This is a genomic window from Alteromonas profundi (assembly GCF_010500865.1).
GTDB classification, from domain to species: domain Bacteria; phylum Pseudomonadota; class Gammaproteobacteria; order Enterobacterales; family Alteromonadaceae; genus Alteromonas; species Alteromonas profundi.
Genome location: NZ_JAAAWN010000009.1, coordinates 115,127 through 130,984 on the forward strand (window position 1 = coordinate 115,127; position 15,858 = coordinate 130,984).

The 15,858-nt window shown below is 44.2% G+C and carries 14 protein-coding genes; all 14 read right to left on the minus strand.

What is annotated here, in order from left to right; genetic code table 11:
* Window positions 1–2: 2 nt before the first annotated feature.
* The 14 genes from GTH32_RS08810 to GTH32_RS08875 all read right to left on the minus strand — a co-directional run bounded on the left by GTH32_RS08810 (window position 3) and on the right by GTH32_RS08875 (window position 15,488).
* Entirely contained in the window at window positions 3–1,337 is a 1,335-nt protein-coding gene (locus GTH32_RS08810) for a sodium-dependent transporter (protein WP_163084865.1), read from the minus strand.
* Between the two features lie 84 nt (window positions 1,338–1,421).
* Window positions 1,422–3,464, minus strand: a complete 2,043-nt coding sequence (gene prc, locus GTH32_RS08815) for a carboxy terminal-processing peptidase (protein WP_163084866.1) — start codon at window positions 3,462–3,464, stop codon at window positions 1,422–1,424.
* 2 nt (window positions 3,465–3,466) lie between these two features.
* The gene (gene proQ, locus GTH32_RS08820; RefSeq protein WP_163084867.1) at window positions 3,467–4,135 is read right to left on the minus strand and encodes an RNA chaperone ProQ; all 669 of its coding nucleotides are present in this window, start codon (window positions 4,133–4,135) and stop codon (window positions 3,467–3,469) included.
* A 17-nt stretch (window positions 4,136–4,152) separates the two neighbouring features.
* Window positions 4,153–4,443 (minus strand): hypothetical protein, encoded by a 291-nt coding sequence (locus tag GTH32_RS08825; RefSeq protein WP_163084868.1) that lies wholly within the window; start codon window positions 4,441–4,443, stop codon window positions 4,153–4,155.
* Entirely contained in the window at window positions 4,440–4,901 is a 462-nt protein-coding gene (locus GTH32_RS08830) for a GAF domain-containing protein (RefSeq protein WP_163084869.1), read from the minus strand. Before GTH32_RS08830 ends, GTH32_RS08825 begins: the two co-directional genes overlap by 4 nt.
* 12 nt (window positions 4,902–4,913) lie before the next feature.
* Window positions 4,914–5,606, minus strand: coding sequence for an SIMPL domain-containing protein (locus tag GTH32_RS08835; protein WP_163084870.1), 693 nt, complete (start codon window positions 5,604–5,606; stop codon window positions 4,914–4,916).
* A gap of 198 nt (window positions 5,607–5,804) precedes the next feature.
* Window positions 5,805–6,926 carry a pyridoxal-phosphate-dependent aminotransferase family protein gene (locus GTH32_RS08840; RefSeq protein WP_246223193.1) on the minus strand — a complete coding sequence of 374 codons (1,122 nt, stop codon included), beginning with the start codon at window positions 6,924–6,926 and terminating at the stop codon, window positions 5,805–5,807.
* A gap of 516 nt (window positions 6,927–7,442) precedes the next feature.
* Window positions 7,443–7,964 (minus strand): gamma carbonic anhydrase family protein, encoded by a 522-nt coding sequence (locus GTH32_RS08845; protein ID WP_163084871.1) that lies wholly within the window; start codon window positions 7,962–7,964, stop codon window positions 7,443–7,445.
* A 4-nt stretch (window positions 7,965–7,968) separates the two neighbouring features.
* Window positions 7,969–8,841, minus strand: coding sequence for an acyl-CoA thioesterase domain-containing protein (locus GTH32_RS08850; protein ID WP_163084872.1), 873 nt, complete (start codon window positions 8,839–8,841; stop codon window positions 7,969–7,971).
* Entirely contained in the window at window positions 8,834–10,687 is a 1,854-nt protein-coding gene (locus tag GTH32_RS08855) for a protein kinase domain-containing protein (RefSeq protein ID WP_163084873.1), read from the minus strand. The genes GTH32_RS08850 and GTH32_RS08855 overlap by 8 nt, the downstream gene beginning before the upstream one ends.
* Before the next feature lie 2 nt (window positions 10,688–10,689).
* Complete coding sequence (locus GTH32_RS08860; RefSeq protein ID WP_163084874.1) at window positions 10,690–11,541, minus strand: 23S rRNA (adenine(2030)-N(6))-methyltransferase RlmJ; 852 nt, start codon at window positions 11,539–11,541, stop codon at window positions 10,690–10,692.
* A gap of 109 nt (window positions 11,542–11,650) precedes the next feature.
* Complete coding sequence (locus GTH32_RS08865; RefSeq protein ID WP_163084875.1) at window positions 11,651–13,309, minus strand: dihydrolipoyllysine-residue acetyltransferase; 1,659 nt, start codon at window positions 13,307–13,309, stop codon at window positions 11,651–11,653.
* Between the two features lie 14 nt (window positions 13,310–13,323).
* Window positions 13,324–14,301, minus strand: coding sequence for an alpha-ketoacid dehydrogenase subunit beta (locus tag GTH32_RS08870; protein WP_163084876.1), 978 nt, complete (start codon window positions 14,299–14,301; stop codon window positions 13,324–13,326).
* Complete coding sequence (locus GTH32_RS08875) at window positions 14,301–15,488, minus strand: thiamine pyrophosphate-dependent enzyme (protein ID WP_163084877.1); 1,188 nt, start codon at window positions 15,486–15,488, stop codon at window positions 14,301–14,303. Before GTH32_RS08875 ends, GTH32_RS08870 begins: the two co-directional genes overlap by 1 nt.
* Window positions 15,489–15,858: the final 370 nt, after the last annotated feature.

A 15,858-nucleotide genomic window follows, 5' to 3' on the forward strand; every position in this document is an offset into this window, starting at 1 on the left:
CATTAAAAAACTGAGCGATAAAACATTAACGCGATAATAACTGGACAAACAAAGCGCACATACCAAGGCCAAATTTTCCAGAAAAGCGTTTGGTCAGCGTGGGCATCGCCCTCTTTGAGCTCAGCTAAGATGGCATCTCTACGCCATACCCAACCAGCGAAAATACACAATGTTAAACCTAATAGAGGTTGGCTATATTCGGTAGTTAGGGCAATAACAAAGCCAAAAAGCGTACCGAAGTTAAAAATGATAATACAACTAAGGGCAAAGATGATGGTAGCCATTACCACAACCGCTTTTTTACGGATAAGGCCTCTGCTCTCCACCATATAAGCCACGGGAACTTCTAACATTGAAATAGATGAGGTTACCGCTGCAATTGCCATAAGTGCAAAGAACACGAAAGCAACGAATATACCTACGCTACCAATGGTATCAAATAGTGCGGGCAACACTTTAAATATAAGACTATCCCCTTGAATGAGCGCACCCTCTGGGGTGAAAATTTCCACACCATTATTTAACGCAACATACATAGAAGGAATAATCAGCATGCCGGCAATAACAGCAACGCCAATATCTACTAACGCTACTGATGCGCCTATGGTGGGAAGGTTTTCTTGCTTACTAAGATAAGAACCATATACAAGCATAGTACCTACCCCAAGGGACATAGAAAAGAACGCCTGTCCCATAGCGTTAATCAGTAAGTCTGGGTCGAGTACGCGAGAAAAATCAGGCACAAGGTATGCGCTCCAACCCTCTATAGCGCCGGGCTGAAAACTAACATATATAATTAACGCAATAATAAGAAGGACCAGTGTTGGCATTAACCGAACCGACCATTTTTCAATACCAGCTTTTACGCCGCCGACCACAATAAAAGCAGTTAAGGCCATGAAAAACAAACAAAATAATACGTTACGCGTAACCGAGTCGGTAAGTAGCCAGTCGCTAGCGGCAGTTAAACCTAACAAACGCGCCAACGCATCAACCACGTAAACGAGCATCCATCCGCCGACAATGGCATAGAATGCAAGAATAAGAGATACGGTGACGCACCCCCAAATCCCTGTGGCCCGGCCTACAAAGTTTCCGGAAATTTTGCCCAGAGCGTCGACCATGTTTGCGCGTGTGCTGCGACCAATAATTAATTCTGCCATTAATACTGGGTAAGCTAATACGAATGCCAGTAACAAGTATACCAGCACAAAAGCGGCACCGCCGTTACTTGCTACTTTTGTGGGAAACCCCCATATATTACCTAGCCCTACTGCTGACCCTGCCGCGGCCAATACAAACCCTATTCGAGAGGAAAATTCGCCTCTAATAGCCATGATGTTTCCCTTTATTATTGTTGTATAGGATTGCCAGACACAAAAAAAGGGCTGGCCATGGACCAGCCCTTTCTACGACAATCTTTAATTTGTTGTTATTGCATACCTGCCGGTTTCAATCATATCGAACGTAATGTTCGCCGCTTCATCTAAGAAGGGATCTAACTCGTCCATATCTTCAGGTAAGTCATCCAGTGATGCAACTGTTTCTAAGCCTAAACGCTGTAAACGTTCGTTGGCACGCGCAAGTGCTTTTGCTTCCGCTTCTTCTTTATCAGCTTCTCGCTCAGACTTAACAAGAGAAATAAAGTTCTTGTCTTTGTTTTCTTTATACTCGTCAATATCTTCATAGATATATGAGAATTCTGGGCTCTGCATAATGCGTTTATTATGCTTTGCAGTAAGAACATCTAACGCCCCTTGGCCATCAGCGAAGGTTGTGTAGTTTGCGCGCTTAATACTATCCCAAGGCAAGGCATTTTCTGCTTTGCTCTCACCCCACTCTTCAGGGTCGACAGCTGATGGGTATAAGATATCTGGCACTACACCTTTATGCTGAGTACTGCCACCATTGATGCGGTAGAACTTAGCTATGGTGAACTGTACGCTACCTAAAGGATTGTCGTAGAGGTCATAGATTTTACCGAGTCCACGATGTTGCTGCACTGTGCCTTTACCGAAGGTTTGTTCACCGACAATAAGTGCACGGTTATAATCTTGCATCGCAGCGGCAAAAATCTCTGATGCTGACGCACTATACCTATCTACTAATACCGTTAGCGGGCCGTCGTAAGCCACGGCGCCATCAGTATCACGGTTTACACTAACTTTATCTTGGCCATAACGAATTTGAACCACTGGCCCTTTTTCTATAAATAAGCCCGTTAGCAAGGTGGCTTCTGTTAAAGAGCCCCCGCCGTTACCACGTAAATCGACAATAACGCCTTTTACATTTTGCGCCTTAAGCTTTTCAATCTCTTTTGCTACATCAGCGTGTAAATTGTTATAAAAGCTAGGAATGGTAATTACGCCTAAAGGCTCATTAGCGTGAGGGCCTGTATCAGGAACATACACCTCAGAACTGGCAGCGCGATCTTCTAACTTAATTTTGTCACGGGTAAGGCTAACAACAGACGTAGTTTTACCTTCGGTTACGCCTTTTTGAACCTGTAAGCGAACGGTACTGCCTTTAGGGCCTTTAATAAGTTCAACTACTTCATCTAATCGCCACCCTACCACATCAACAAATTCGTCATCGTCTTGGGCAACGCCGATAATTTTATCTTCTGGTTTTAGCGCACCCGATTGATCAGCGGGGCCGCCAGGGACAACACTTTTAATGACCGTGTAGTCTTCTTCGCTTTGTAACACTGCACCAATACCTTCGAATGACAAGTTCATTTCCATTTGGAAACGATCGGCATTTCTAGGTGATAAATAGCTAGTATGGGCTTCTACAGTTCGCGCAAAGGCGTTCATCGCAGTTTGGAAAACATCCTCGCTTTTCGCTTGTTTAGTGCGCTTAATGGCACGCTTATAGCGTTTTTCTAACAACTCTTTGGCTTCTTCCCACGTTTTGTCCGCAAGAATAAGGTTTAACGCATCGTACTTAACCCGTTGGCGCCAAATTTCATCTAACTCTTGTTTGCTTTTAGGCCAGTCAGCCTCTTCGCGATCGTAATAGAATTTGTCGTCAGCTTTCTCAAAATCAAAGGGCCCCTGTTCTAACAAGGATAAGGCATACTCATAACGCTCAACTCTACGTTTTGCGGAGACGTTATACATGTCATAGGCGATAGACAGGTTGCCTTTGTTTAATGCATCGTCAAATGCCGTGCGGTATTTTTCAAACGCAACAACATCTGACAATAAAAGCACTTGCTTGTTGTGATCCAATGAATCGACGAACTTTTGATAAATTCGTGCTGAAAGCGCATCATCCAACGATATTTCTTTGTAGTGTGCACGGGTAAACAGTGCGCTTACTCGCTTAGCAGCAACGCTATGCTGCGTTTCCTGTTGCAAAATAGGTAGTTCATCAACATCGGGCGTGGTAGTTACCGCGCCTGCGCCTACCCCTACGGTAAGGAATGCACTAGCAATAGAAATTCGAAGGATATCTTTCATATTTACGACCTCTTGGAACGTGCCAAACGTAAAGCATCTGTATTTACTTTAACTACCATGCCGGTGTCTAACTGAACATGGATACCGTCTTTGGCAACTTCAGTAATAACGGCTGGCATGGGAGTTTTGCCTAGCTTAACCGTCACTTTTGTACCCTGCTGCAAATCATCATCAGTCAGTTTTGCGGGTGGTGTCTTGTTTGGTCTGCTATTTTTCGGTTTAGTTCCCTGCTTGTTATCAGTAGAGCCTAAAGTTGCAGATTTTTCACCTTTTGGACGTGAAAATTGTCTTTTTTCTTTAGCGCGAGGTTGTTGGGCCTGCTTTGCTTTACGCTTTTCAGCTGCCTTCGCCTTGCTTTCTTCTAGCTGTTTTTGTGCATGTTCAGCGTGATCTTTTTCAATCGCTTCACCTTCTTCACCATCAAGATTTACGCGATGTGCGCCTTCTTTAATGCTGTAAAGGTAACGCCAGCTGTTGGTGTAATGACGAAGGGTTGAGCGTAACAAGGTCTTACTGACTCGCTCCTCTTTGTCTAACCGTTCTGCTAAATCTTGAAAAATGCCGATCTTAAGTGGGCGAGCCTCACCTTCAGTGCTAAAACATTTCGGAAAGGTTTCTGCAAGGAAAGCGATAACTTCCTTACTATTGGTAAACTTCTGTGGTGATTCCATTAAACTTTCTAAATTATCTACGAGATTTCATCATTACTGTCATCATCCCAAGTTGCCAGCGTGTGGTCAACCCAATCGAGTAATTCGTCATCATCAATTTCTAACAAATGGCTATCTTGTTGCCAAGATTCCCATACGTGGTGCAACAATTGCTCAAGACGCAAGGTCTCAATATCATCTTCTGCTCTATCATACATTGCATGAAGAATGAAATTCAGACGTTCTGACGCTTCATCAGGGTCATCATGAAAGTCATTCATGTCTTCATAGGTAGATAGTACTACATGAATATCAACGCTGTATTTCATAACGACTGTTGAGATTGAATAAGTATATCAGCAATTTTACAAAGTCCCGACTCATCTTCCTCATCAAATCGGGCGAAGCGAGGGCTATCAATGTCGAGTACGCCAACGAGCGTATCATTAATAACCAAGGGAATGACGATTTCAGAGTTTGAAGCAGCGTCACAGGCTATGTGACCATCAAACCCGTGAACATCATCAATTCTTTGTACAGTGCGGGTTTGCGCTGCGGTTCCACACACCCCCTTCCCCATAGGGATACGGATGCACGCTGGCTGTCCTTGGAATGGACCAAGCACAAGCTGCGATTCTTTATAAAAATAAAAACCAGCCCAATTTACATCATCAAGCTGGTTATATAACAGTGCACTAATATTTGCCATATTGGCAATAAGGTCGTGCTCGCCAGAAACCAAGCTTTGAGCTTGGTTAACTAACTGGGCGTAGTGTTCTTTTTTCAAGCGGTTACCCTGCTATTGAATAATACGAAAACTTACATTTATGCGCGCCTCAACGGTTTTTTGACCCGGTAAGGAAGTCACCGATTCTTTCGCGAAGGCATCTGCACGCATAACCGGAACGGGCATATTGCCACCAGATTCAGAGATTGCAACCACTTCACCCACTTCTACCCCTAATTCCTTGGCTAATAAGGTTGCACGCGCTTTCGCATCGGCTACCGCTGCTATTAACGCCGTTTGATAGGCGTTATTTTCGCCAGCGCTAACAAAATTAAATTGTTGAATTCTATCGACACCGCGCTTTAGTACGCCATCCAACACTCTGTCATAGTTTTCAATGTCGGTATCTGTAACTACAATTTCACGGCTTAATGTAAAGCCATCTTGCTGCCTGCCCTGTGGTGTATTGGTATAGCGCGGGTTTAGCCTTACTTGCATCGATTGAATGTTACTTTGTTTTATGTCTTGCTTTAATAAGAAGCTAATAACGGAACGCATTTCTGCGCTTAAGATTTGATTTAGTGGTGCCACGTTTTCGCCGTGCGCTTCCATTACAAGGGTGACTGTGTAAGCGTTAGGTGTAATAGAGGTTGCACCTGACCCTTGCACATGAATAAGGGGTTCCTGAGTCTGTGCCTGAGAGACATGACAAAAAGCCAAAAAACTGGAGGCAATAACACCTAAAACATAGCGAGATAATTTCATACGTACTCCTTTGTAATTGAATTTCAACCATAAACCCGCAATGCTGAACAGCAGGTGAACACGTTAATAGGTTTGATAATAGCCTAGAGAGGGGGGGAATACACATTTGCATGGTGAAATGACTAAATATAAGGGGAAGGTGGTCCGTTGCCCTCCCCTACAAATACACGTTGTACGCAAGCGAGTTGCGCCTATGATTTAATTTAGTACTTTTTTTAGCGCAGCAATACAGTGGTCTATATTTCGGGGCTTACAGGCGTAACCCATTAAGCCTATACGCCAAACTTTGCCTGCAAAATCGCCCAAGCCAGCGCCAATTTCTAAATTAAACTCGCTCAATAGGCGCTGCCTAATTTCACCGTCATCTACGCCCTTAGGTATGCGCACTACATTTAATTGCGGCAAGCGATAATTTTCGTCTACAGCTAGGCTTAGCCCCAGCGATGCTAAACCTTTAGCTAATTCGTTGTGACCTGTTTGATGCCGCTGCCAAGCGTTTTCTAATCCCTCTTCTTTGAGCATCAATAGCGACTCGTACATAGCATACATGCTGTTAACCGGCGCTGTATGGTGATACGCACGCTTGTTGCCTGCCCCCCAATACCCCACAATTAAATTCATATCTAAAAACCAACTTTGTACCTTTGTACTGCGATTTTGGATAACCTTTACAGCGCGTTCGCTAAACGAAACAGGCGAGATGCCAGGAACACAGCTTAAACATTTTTGTGAGCCCGAATACACCGCATCTATGCCCCACTCATCCACCTTAAGTTCGATGCCGCCAAGTGACGTTACCGCATCTACTATGGTCAAACAATCATGCTTTGCAGCAAGCTCACAAAGCGTCTTGGCTTCGTTTCTAACGCCGGTTGAGGTTTCCGCGTGAACAAACGCCAGTATCTTAATATCAGGCTGGGCTTTAAGCGCATCTTCAACTTTATTTAAATCGGTTTGGGTCCCCCATTCGTCTTTGATAACAATAGCCTTACCGCCGCAGCGCTCGACGTTTTCAACCATTCGGTTGCCAAATACGCCATTAATACACACCAACACCTTATCGCCTGGTTCAATCAAATTAACGAAGCACGCCTCCATTCCTGCAGAGCCTGGGGCAGATACCGGCATCGTTAGCGGATTCTGTGTTTGAAATGCATATTGGAGCAGTTTTTTCGTTTCATCCATTAATCCGATGAATAAAGGATCTAAATGGCCAAGCGTCGGGCGTGCCATGGCGTTTAAAATTCTCGGCGGCACATCGGATGGGCCGGGCCCCATTAAGGTTCTTTCAGGGGGCAAAAAAGTAGAAAGCTTAGTCATGAAATCCTCGTTCACTGCGTTTGGGGTTTTCTGCATTCTTACAGTCTTAACCACAAGGTACAACCGGCTGTTTTGAATATAAATAAAATGAATATGAAAAAGAAAATACATTCAGAATGGTGTTTTGCAAATATGCCTCGCTAACATATAAACGCTACTGCTTATGCGCATTAATTACGCCAATCTGCAAACATCTGACCAGCTAGAATCGTATTGAAATTAAAGTGGTTTTAGTCAGAATTAAAAAAACCGGTGGGCGAAAAGCCATTTTTACCTAAAAAACTGTTTATAAAATAAACAAAGGTGCACTATAATATCGATAAGTTGAAAGGTTTCTTAACAGTTTCTTGCTGAAACTGTTTCTCAGTTAGCGCACGGCTCAGCAATGAGCCATTCCCCTAGGCCCAGAACTTTGGTTCTGGGCATTTTTTATGTGCGTTGCTCATAAAAGTGAGTGGGTCCTGTTATTTTTAACGTGCAGACCGCCAAATTATTCACGAACGTGTAGCGCGATTGTTAGCCTAAGGGGATTAATTGCTTTGCGTAGTTCTGCGCGTTAGCCACGTAGTGTGCAGCCGATGCTTCTAATTTGGCTTCTACACTTACATCTAACTGGCGTATAACCTTACCCGGGGAGCCCACCACCAAGCTATAATCTGGAATTTCCATATTCTCAGTGATAAGTGCATTGGCGCCTATAATACAGTATTTACCAATTTTCGCGCCGTTAAGTACCACCGCATTAATACCAATTAGTGAGAAATCACCAATTGTACAGCCGTGCAGCATTGCTTTGTGTCCCACGGTAACCCCAGTGCCTATCGTTAGAGCGATGCCGGTATCTGTATGTAACACACTCCCATCTTGCACATTACTGCGTTCGCCTACGGTTATGCCATCCATATCACCGCGGATAACCACGTTAAACCACACGCTACTTTGCGCCTTTAGTGTGACATCACCGATGACATGTGCACCAGGCGCAATAAAGCTATCTTGATGCAACGTAGGTGCTAAGGTGCCTAGTTGATAGTGCATATCGTCACTCCTTTTTTTCGCCCACTTGACGCATTAAACCTTCCTGCATTGTAGAGGCTATAAGCTCGCCTTGCTGGTTAAAAATCTGCCCTTTCACAATTCCACGGGCTCCGCCACTGAACGGACTCTCCATTGCATACAGCAGCCATTCATTAAAATTCACGGGGCGGTGAAACCACATAGCATGATCGATGGTCGCGATACGCAGCGATTTATCGGTTACTGCAATACCGTGGGGTTGCAGCGACGTGCTGAGAAAATGATAGTCTGAGGCATATGCAAGGGCTGCTTGGTGCAGCGAGAGTTGATCGCTAAGTTGATTGTTTCGCGCGCGCATCCAAATATAGCGCGTGGGGGGCCGTTTGCTCGCTTGATAAGAGTTAGCAGCATCTATAGTGCGGATGTCGACAGGTCTGTGGTAGCTAAGTGCTTCTCGCATAGGCCGGGCTATTTTATCAAAGTTAGCTTCGTAAAATTCAATGTCTGACTGCACGTCTTGCGGCAAAGGTACATCGGGCATCTCAGGGGCTTGATGGTGCATACCGTCTTCTGGCACCTGAAATGACGCAGTCATATAGAATATATTGCGGCCATCTTGAATCGCTTTCACCCGGCGAGCTGAAAAGCTACGTCCGTCACGCACGACTTCAACATCGTATACCACAGGTTTTTTTGCATCGCCGGGCAATAAAAAATAAGTGTGAAATGAGTGTACAACGCGATTGCTTTCAACCGTTTCATAAGCGGCTGCTAATGCTTGCCCTAACACCTGACCGCCAAACAATGCGCGGAAGCCTAAATCCCAACTTTCTCCCCGATAGAGGCCCTGCTCTACGGTTTCTAAATGAAAAAGGGATGATAATTTAACTTCAGACATACTGTTCTTTCTCTTGTTGATTGGCTCTTGGGTTTCTTGGGTAATACTTTTCAGGAACATAGGCCCTGTGTTCGAAAAAGCGTGTATCTTTATACGGTAATTTCATAAAGCCGGAAATACCTAAGCCAGAAATAGTGGGTATTTCTGCCACTAACTGTTTTAAAAGCGAAGTAAATTCATGCTTCTTACTATGATCTAGAAGAGTATAGTAACTATGTATCTTAAGGTGGGTGGGTAGCGCTTCAAAAATAATACAGCCAGTGTGATGTATCGCGTTTAGTGATTTTATGATACTGATCATCGCCTCAGGTAGTTTTAGCAATTCATCTGGATCATCGCCATCTTCAAAATAAGAATGGGTACGGCTTTGATCTTCTGGCACAGATATGCGAGAGAGCTCAAATGGAATAACGCAGTCGCTTTTCGGTTCAAAAGGCTGGGATTGTGACAAACGTTCTATATGAAGGGTATTTTTAGCGTTAAACATACAGCACTTAAATACCCCCGCTTTATGAATAGCACGGGCAAGATTAATTACATTATTAACTGCAAGATCAAAGGCCGGCTTTAGATTGGGATCGTATAAATTCAGGCTGGAGTCGACATAAACTCCGTTAGGTTCCCAGCGAATTGCCATACCGCCTACCACAGGATAATGGCCTAGACGACTAATAGCAGACACAAAGGCTTTTTCGGTGTCACCCATTCCCTCTAGAAAGTTTTTATAGTAGCGGTCGAACTGCGCATCATCAATATAACGTAACGGCGAATCTTGTAAGTTGATTTGTTGGCGTAGATACGATTTTCTTGAACTGTATACTACCGTTTCTATATCTACGTCGTCGTCGATAACCCAGGTGGGAATAGCTGCCTGGTATTCCCATGGTTTATCTGGGGCAAACACCATTTGCCGTAATACGTGTAAGTGTTTAAGAAAATAGTCGCCGCCCTGTCTGCGTTTATCTGCACAGTCGCTTAACATGTATTCTAAAATATCCGCCAGCATTTTAGGTAAACCTAAGGACGAAGGGCGTATCACCTTATGCCCATAACGACAAGATTGGCCAGAAGCTAGCGCGTATAAGGTACTGGCCATACCCTGTTCATCGAAACGCGGAGACGATAACGCGCCATTTAGCTGCTCTTCACCAATAAAATATACGTCACCGAGTCGAGCGTTAGTTTGCTGCAATTCGCCGGACATAAGATCCATTACGTTATTACCGACAAATTGACCGCTGGCGTCTATTTGTGCAAAAACCGACGACCCCCAATCAATGAGCCCAATAGTTTCGCTATCTTCATCCCACACTAAATTAGACGGCTTAATATCACCATGAACAATGGGTTTTTCTACGCCTTGGAAAGTGAAGTCGCGTAGCGCTTGAAGTAATTCCCCAAGTTGAACGGCTATTTTGATAACAATACGCGGTGGCAATGGGCCATATTTGAGGCTTACCTTTTCAAGATCCGCGCCCTCCGCTCGCTCCATCACTAAGATAGACTGTTTACCAATTTGCTGAAATTCGATAAATGCAGGCACATAAGGGTGCTTTACGTGAGAAAGCATAAAGCCCTCTTCTTCCAATCGATCTTGAACATGTTGTGGAAGGTTTATACGGGAAAACTTAAATACGTGGGCGTCGCCATTTGGCGCTATACCTGAAAAAGCAAAACCAAAGGCGCCTTTTCCCAGTAAAATAGGGTCGCGATAGCCTAGGCTAACCAGCTGTTCGCTACACAAAGCCACCCAATCTTTGAGCTTTTTGGCATCGGCGTGAGAGAGCAGATAGATAGACTGCTCTTCGGGAATATAAAAGTGTTTGATGCCAGTAGGATCAGACATGGCTATTGGTCGTCAACCACCCAATCAAGGGAAAAGTGCGCGTTATCGCCAAGGTAAGGAACAATCTCCGTTATTGCCTTCGATACGTTAACGTCCAGTTGCCAAGGCGGGTTTAATACAAACACACCAGAACCATACATACCGCTATCAGGGGTGTTTTCCACAACTTCGAGTTCGGCCTTAAAACACGGTATACCCAGTTCGGCCAGCTGTTCGCGCATGACTAGGCTTGCTTCGGCCTTTTTCTCAGCCCGTGCCGACAATAAAGGGTACCACAGTACTATATGTGCTTGTTTCCACCTTCCTAGTACGCGTTCAATAGCGTTCACAACGTCTGTGTATTCTTCAATACGTTCATAAGGGGGGTCGATGAGTATGGCCCCACGGTTGGGTTTCGGTGGCGTTAATGCTTTTAGCCCTTCAAACCCATCACGATGATGAAGATGACAAGCGCTAAATTTACGAGGGTTAATAGCCCGGCATAGCTTTTCATATTCCCCTGGGTGCAATTCCATTAAATGCGCACTATCCATATCCCGCTTTAACATCGCACTTAAAAGCGGCGAGCCCATGTACTTATTCTCTGCTAGAAATGACTGACAAAGGGCAATGTATTCACTGAGCAAATCATCAGTAGTGGCTACTGAGGCTATCTTCACCACGCCGGATTCAAACTCTTTATTTTTGCTCGCCAGTTCGTCGCCTAAATCATATTCGCCTGCCCCACTGTGCGTATCGAATAAGGTGAAAGGTTTGTTTTTCTTTTTTAAGTGATTAAGTACACCCATCCAGGATAGGTGTTTAATGACATCGGCATGATTGCCAGCGTGAAAAGCATGTTGATAACTAAGCACAATTTACCATTTTCTAAAGCGGATAGTCCGCTTATTAATTAGTGTTAACAATGTGCCATATTAACCCCTGACGCGTAGGCGTGACAAGTTCAGCATCAGGGGTTGCTTACTATTTCAAGTACATCAGCATTTTTTCCGGCTGCTGAAGATATGACATCCACAAATTATTGAATTTCACCATGGTAGCGCCGTCAATAATTCTATGGTCACCAGACCAATTAATCATCATAATATTTTTCGCTATTACCTCTCCCTTTTCGTCAAAACGCGGAAGGCGTTGGCTTTTACCAAGGGCAACAATGGCGGCTTCTGGCTTATTGATAACTGGCGCGGCATTGATACCCCCAATGGCACCTATATTAGAGATGCTAATGGTACCGCCTTTCAGGTGTTCATTGCCTACCCGGCCGTTTCGCGCTTGTTCAATAATCGTTTGCATTTGCTGCGCAATATCAAATAGTGAACAGTGTTGAACCTGTTTAATATTCGGTACTAACAAACCGATTTTTGAGTCTACTGCGAAACCAATATTATGATCGTGAAAATAGGTAATTTCATCTGCATCGTCGTTTAATTGGCTATTTATAATAGGAAACTCATTGAGTGCAAGTGACATGGCCTTAATGAAAAACGGCATAAAGCTAAGCTTTACATCCTGTGCTTCAAACGCTGGCTTTAGGGTTTTCCTTAGCGCTATTAGGTTATCCATTTCAAGCTCATCACTTACACTAAAGTGGGGAATAGTGAAAACAGAGACCGACATTTGTTTTGCCATTGCCGCTTGAATGCCGCGCACTTTTTCCGTTCTTGTCTTGCCGCTTTCTCCCGCAAAAGACGGGGACCAAAGGGCTTGCGATTGCGCGATCTCTACGTTTGTCGCCTGCTTGTTACGCACATCATTCGTTGATTGATGAGCGGTTTTTTGTGTCAACTCGGCTAAGTCTTTTTTAAGAATACGCCCTTTTTTCCCCGACCCTTTCACGCTTGCTAGTTCTATGGAGTGCTCTTGGGCGATACGCCGCACCGCAGGGCTTGCAAGTACTTTTCCGGGTATACTAACGGGGGCTTCAAAGCTTCCCTCTTGCCATTTTCCGGTATCGATTCTCGCATTACTTTTGTCGCTATTAGCGTCGCCCTTTTTAACCGGGTTTTGCTTTGTGGTTGTACTATCGTTGTTGTGGCTTTGTTCTGCACCTTCACCTGCCCTTTCAAGCGCAAATAATGGGCTATGCACTTTTGCAATATCCCCTTGCTTATAATACAAGGTGTGCACAATACCAGAGTGTTTGGCAGGTATTTCCACCACGGCTTTATCGGTCATGACTTCAACCACACTCTGATCTTCTACTATTTCTTCGCCCTGCTGAACATTCCATTTTACTATTTCGCATTCCACAATCCCCTCTCCGATATCTGGTAGGATAAAGTCTTCAACGTGGGTGTTGGTAGATGCGTTGGGAAGTGAAAGTGACGCTTCTTCTTTTTGCGTAGGAACAGGTTTGTCCGTACTCTCACTAAAATTCGTTTCGCCTGCTACTTGCATTTCAAACAATGGGGCATGCACTTTGGCAATATCCCCTTCATTGTAGAACAACTTTGTCACAGTACCGGCATGCATGGCAGGGATCTGTACGGTCGCTTTATCGGTCATGACTTCGGCAACGGGTTGATCTTCCTCAATGGTGTCACCTTCTTTCACCAACCATTCCAATAGTTCACACTCAACGATACCTTCACCAATATCGGGTAAAATAAACTCAATCGACATTTTTATATTCCCCTTTAATAATGCAGCGTACGTTTAATCGCTTCGTACGTTTTGGTTTCGTCTGGCATATATTCCTTTTCATGGGCAAGTGGGTAAGGTGTATCTAAACCACACACCCGTGCAATAGGCGCCTCTAAATATAAAAAGCACTTATCTTGTATAGTAGCCGCAATCTCGCTAGCGAAGCCGCCTGTTTGTGGTGCTTCATGGTTTATCAATAAACGCCCGGTTTTCATAACAGAAGCGGCAACGGTGTGTGCATCCCAAGGCAAAATGCTACGTAAGTCGATAATTTCACACGAAACGCCGTCATTAAGGGCCATTTCAGCAGCCTTTTGGAGTACCTCTATTTGGGCGCCCCACCCGAGTAATGTGATGTCACTTCCCTGCTGTACTAGGTCTGCTTTGCCAAGCGGAAGTTCGTAATCTTCTTCTGGAACATCAGCGACAGAAGCCCGGTAGAGACGTTTTGGCTCCATAAATAGAACCGGGTCTTTATCACGAATGGAAGCAAGTAAAAGTCCTTTGGCTTGATACGGATCGCGAGGAACAACAATTTTAAGACCCGGGCAATGGGCAAAAAAGGCTTCAGGGGATTGGCTATGGTATAAACCGCCGGCAATACCGCCGCCGTATGGTGTACGAATAGTTAGACTACCCACATCGAACTGGCCACCAGAACGATAGCGCCATTTTGCGGTTTCGTTAACAATTTGGTCGAAGGCGGGGAAAATATAATCGCCAAACTGAATCTCAGCCACGGGTACGGAGCCCTGGGCTGCTAGTCCATTGGCAAACCCAATAATACCCTGTTCGGTTAATGGCGTATTAAAACAGCGTCCTTTTCCAAACTTTTCTTGTAAATGACTGGTCGCACGAAAGACGCCACCAAAATGGCCAACGTCTTCACCAAATGTCATTACTTTTTCGTTCTCTGTCATTGCAGTGATCAGCGCATTATTTATTGCCTGAAGTAAGTTCATCTTAGCCATTACTTTACTCTCCCTGACGTCTTAGGGTACTTTTCGGGGTATTTTTTTATATGTTGTTTAAGGCCATCAAGTTGCTCTTTTAAGTGCCAAGGAAGCTCGTGATACACGTCGGTGACAATTTCATCCACATCGCAGATATCTGTTTTTTCGCACTTTTTCATAGATGCAAGTACATCAAGACGAGCTTGTTCTACTTTTTGTTTGTTCTTCGCTTCGTCAAACCACCCTTTACTATCGAGCCATTTTGCTAATCGAACGATTGGGTCTTTCGCACGCCACTTATCTTCTTCATCTTTAGAACGATACCCGGTTGGATCATCAGAGGTAGAATGGGCGGCTAAACGGTATGTCATGGCCTCAATTAATACAGGGCATTTTTGTGTAATGGCTATTTTCCTTGCTTCTTGCGTTGCACCATACACGGCTAATGGATCGTTACCATCTACGCGTATAGTTTTAACACCATAGCCTAATCCACGAGAGGCAATACCGTCCCCGGCGAACTGCTCTTCCGAAGGCGTTGAAATGGCGTAGCCGTTATTGCGGCAAAAGAAAATAACCGGGCAGTTGAGTACCGCAGCCATATTTAAACCTGCATGAAAGTCGCCTTCAGAAGCTGCGCCTTCGCCAAAATAACAAATAGTAATGGCATCTTTACCGGCCATCTTTTGGCCATATGCGTAGCCTGATGCTTGGGGAATTTGGGTACCAAGAGGAGACGAAATGGTCATAAAGTTAAGCGCTTTATCGCCATAATGAATGGGCATTTGCCTGCCCTTGTTAGGGTCAGCTTTATTGCTAAACATCTGGTTCATGAATTGATCGGTGGTGTATCCCCGATACGCGAGTGCACCTTGTTCGCGGTATTGCGACATAATTAAATCGTCATCACCCAACGCCGCGGCACTTGCCACTGCTGCAGCCTCTTCGCCCGTACTGGCTAAATAAAAGCTAATTCTACCTTGACGCTGCGCTGCAATCATTCGGTCATCTAATACCCGAATATATTCCATAGTGTCGTAAATTTTTAATGCTACTTCCTTTGATATTTCTGGGATAGTCGCCTCATCTACCAAGGCTCCATTTTCATCAAGAATTTGCAGCATGGGAATATCAATAATCCCATTTTCGATAATATTGACTCTATTTATTGTTTTAACTTGAGCCAGATGATTTCTGTCTTTCACGTTTTTCTCCCCGAAACATTGTGACGGTTTCTTTCAAAACTATGTAATAACTATGCTAGTAGAAATGTAGGGGCGTGACCTTGCTATTTAGTGTCGAGAACTCTGGGCTTTCGTGATAAATATTCTAACTTCTGTTTCTTACCGAGATAGGCGTCCTAAAACCGAACGTTTATGTTAATGACATGCTAAATTTAAGCGTATAAAAGGTTTGTCTTTTCATTCTTATGTAACCGCTATACTACGCTTAATTTAAACCTAATCATGTAATTAAATTACCAAAAATAGGGTTAATTTTGAACACGAATTGTTGAATAGAAATAAACGCACTATTTAAATAGTAAAGTGTGTCTAAATGTAACAAATTGTGTAT

Bases quoted from the DNA above. Each gene is read 5' to 3' on its own strand.
- GTH32_RS08810 (WP_163084865.1), bottom strand. From the start codon at position 1,337: ATGGCTATTAGAGGCGAATTTTCCTCTCGAATAGGGTTTGTATTGGCC.
- prc (WP_163084866.1), bottom strand. From the start codon at position 3,464: ATGAAAGATATCCTTCGAATTTCTATTGCTAGTGCATTCCTTACCGTA.
- proQ (WP_163084867.1), bottom strand. From the start codon at position 4,135: ATGGAATCACCACAGAAGTTTACCAATAGTAAGGAAGTTATCGCTTTC.
- GTH32_RS08825 (WP_163084868.1), bottom strand. From the start codon at position 4,443: ATGAAATACAGCGTTGATATTCATGTAGTACTATCTACCTATGAAGAC.
- GTH32_RS08835 (WP_163084870.1), bottom strand. From the start codon at position 5,606: ATGAAATTATCTCGCTATGTTTTAGGTGTTATTGCCTCCAGTTTTTTG.
- GTH32_RS08840 (WP_246223193.1), bottom strand. From the start codon at position 6,926: ATGACTAAGCTTTCTACTTTTTTGCCCCCTGAAAGAACCTTAATGGGG.
- GTH32_RS08845 (WP_163084871.1), bottom strand. From the start codon at position 7,964: ATGCACTATCAACTAGGCACCTTAGCACCTACGTTGCATCAAGATAGC.
- GTH32_RS08850 (WP_163084872.1), bottom strand. From the start codon at position 8,841: ATGTCTGAAGTTAAATTATCATCCCTTTTTCATTTAGAAACCGTAGAG.
- GTH32_RS08855 (WP_163084873.1), bottom strand. From the start codon at position 10,687: ATGTCTGATCCTACTGGCATCAAACACTTTTATATTCCCGAAGAGCAG.
- GTH32_RS08865 (WP_163084875.1), bottom strand. From the start codon at position 13,309: ATGTCGATTGAGTTTATTTTACCCGATATTGGTGAAGGTATCGTTGAG.
- GTH32_RS08870 (WP_163084876.1), bottom strand. From the start codon at position 14,301: ATGGCTAAGATGAACTTACTTCAGGCAATAAATAATGCGCTGATCACT.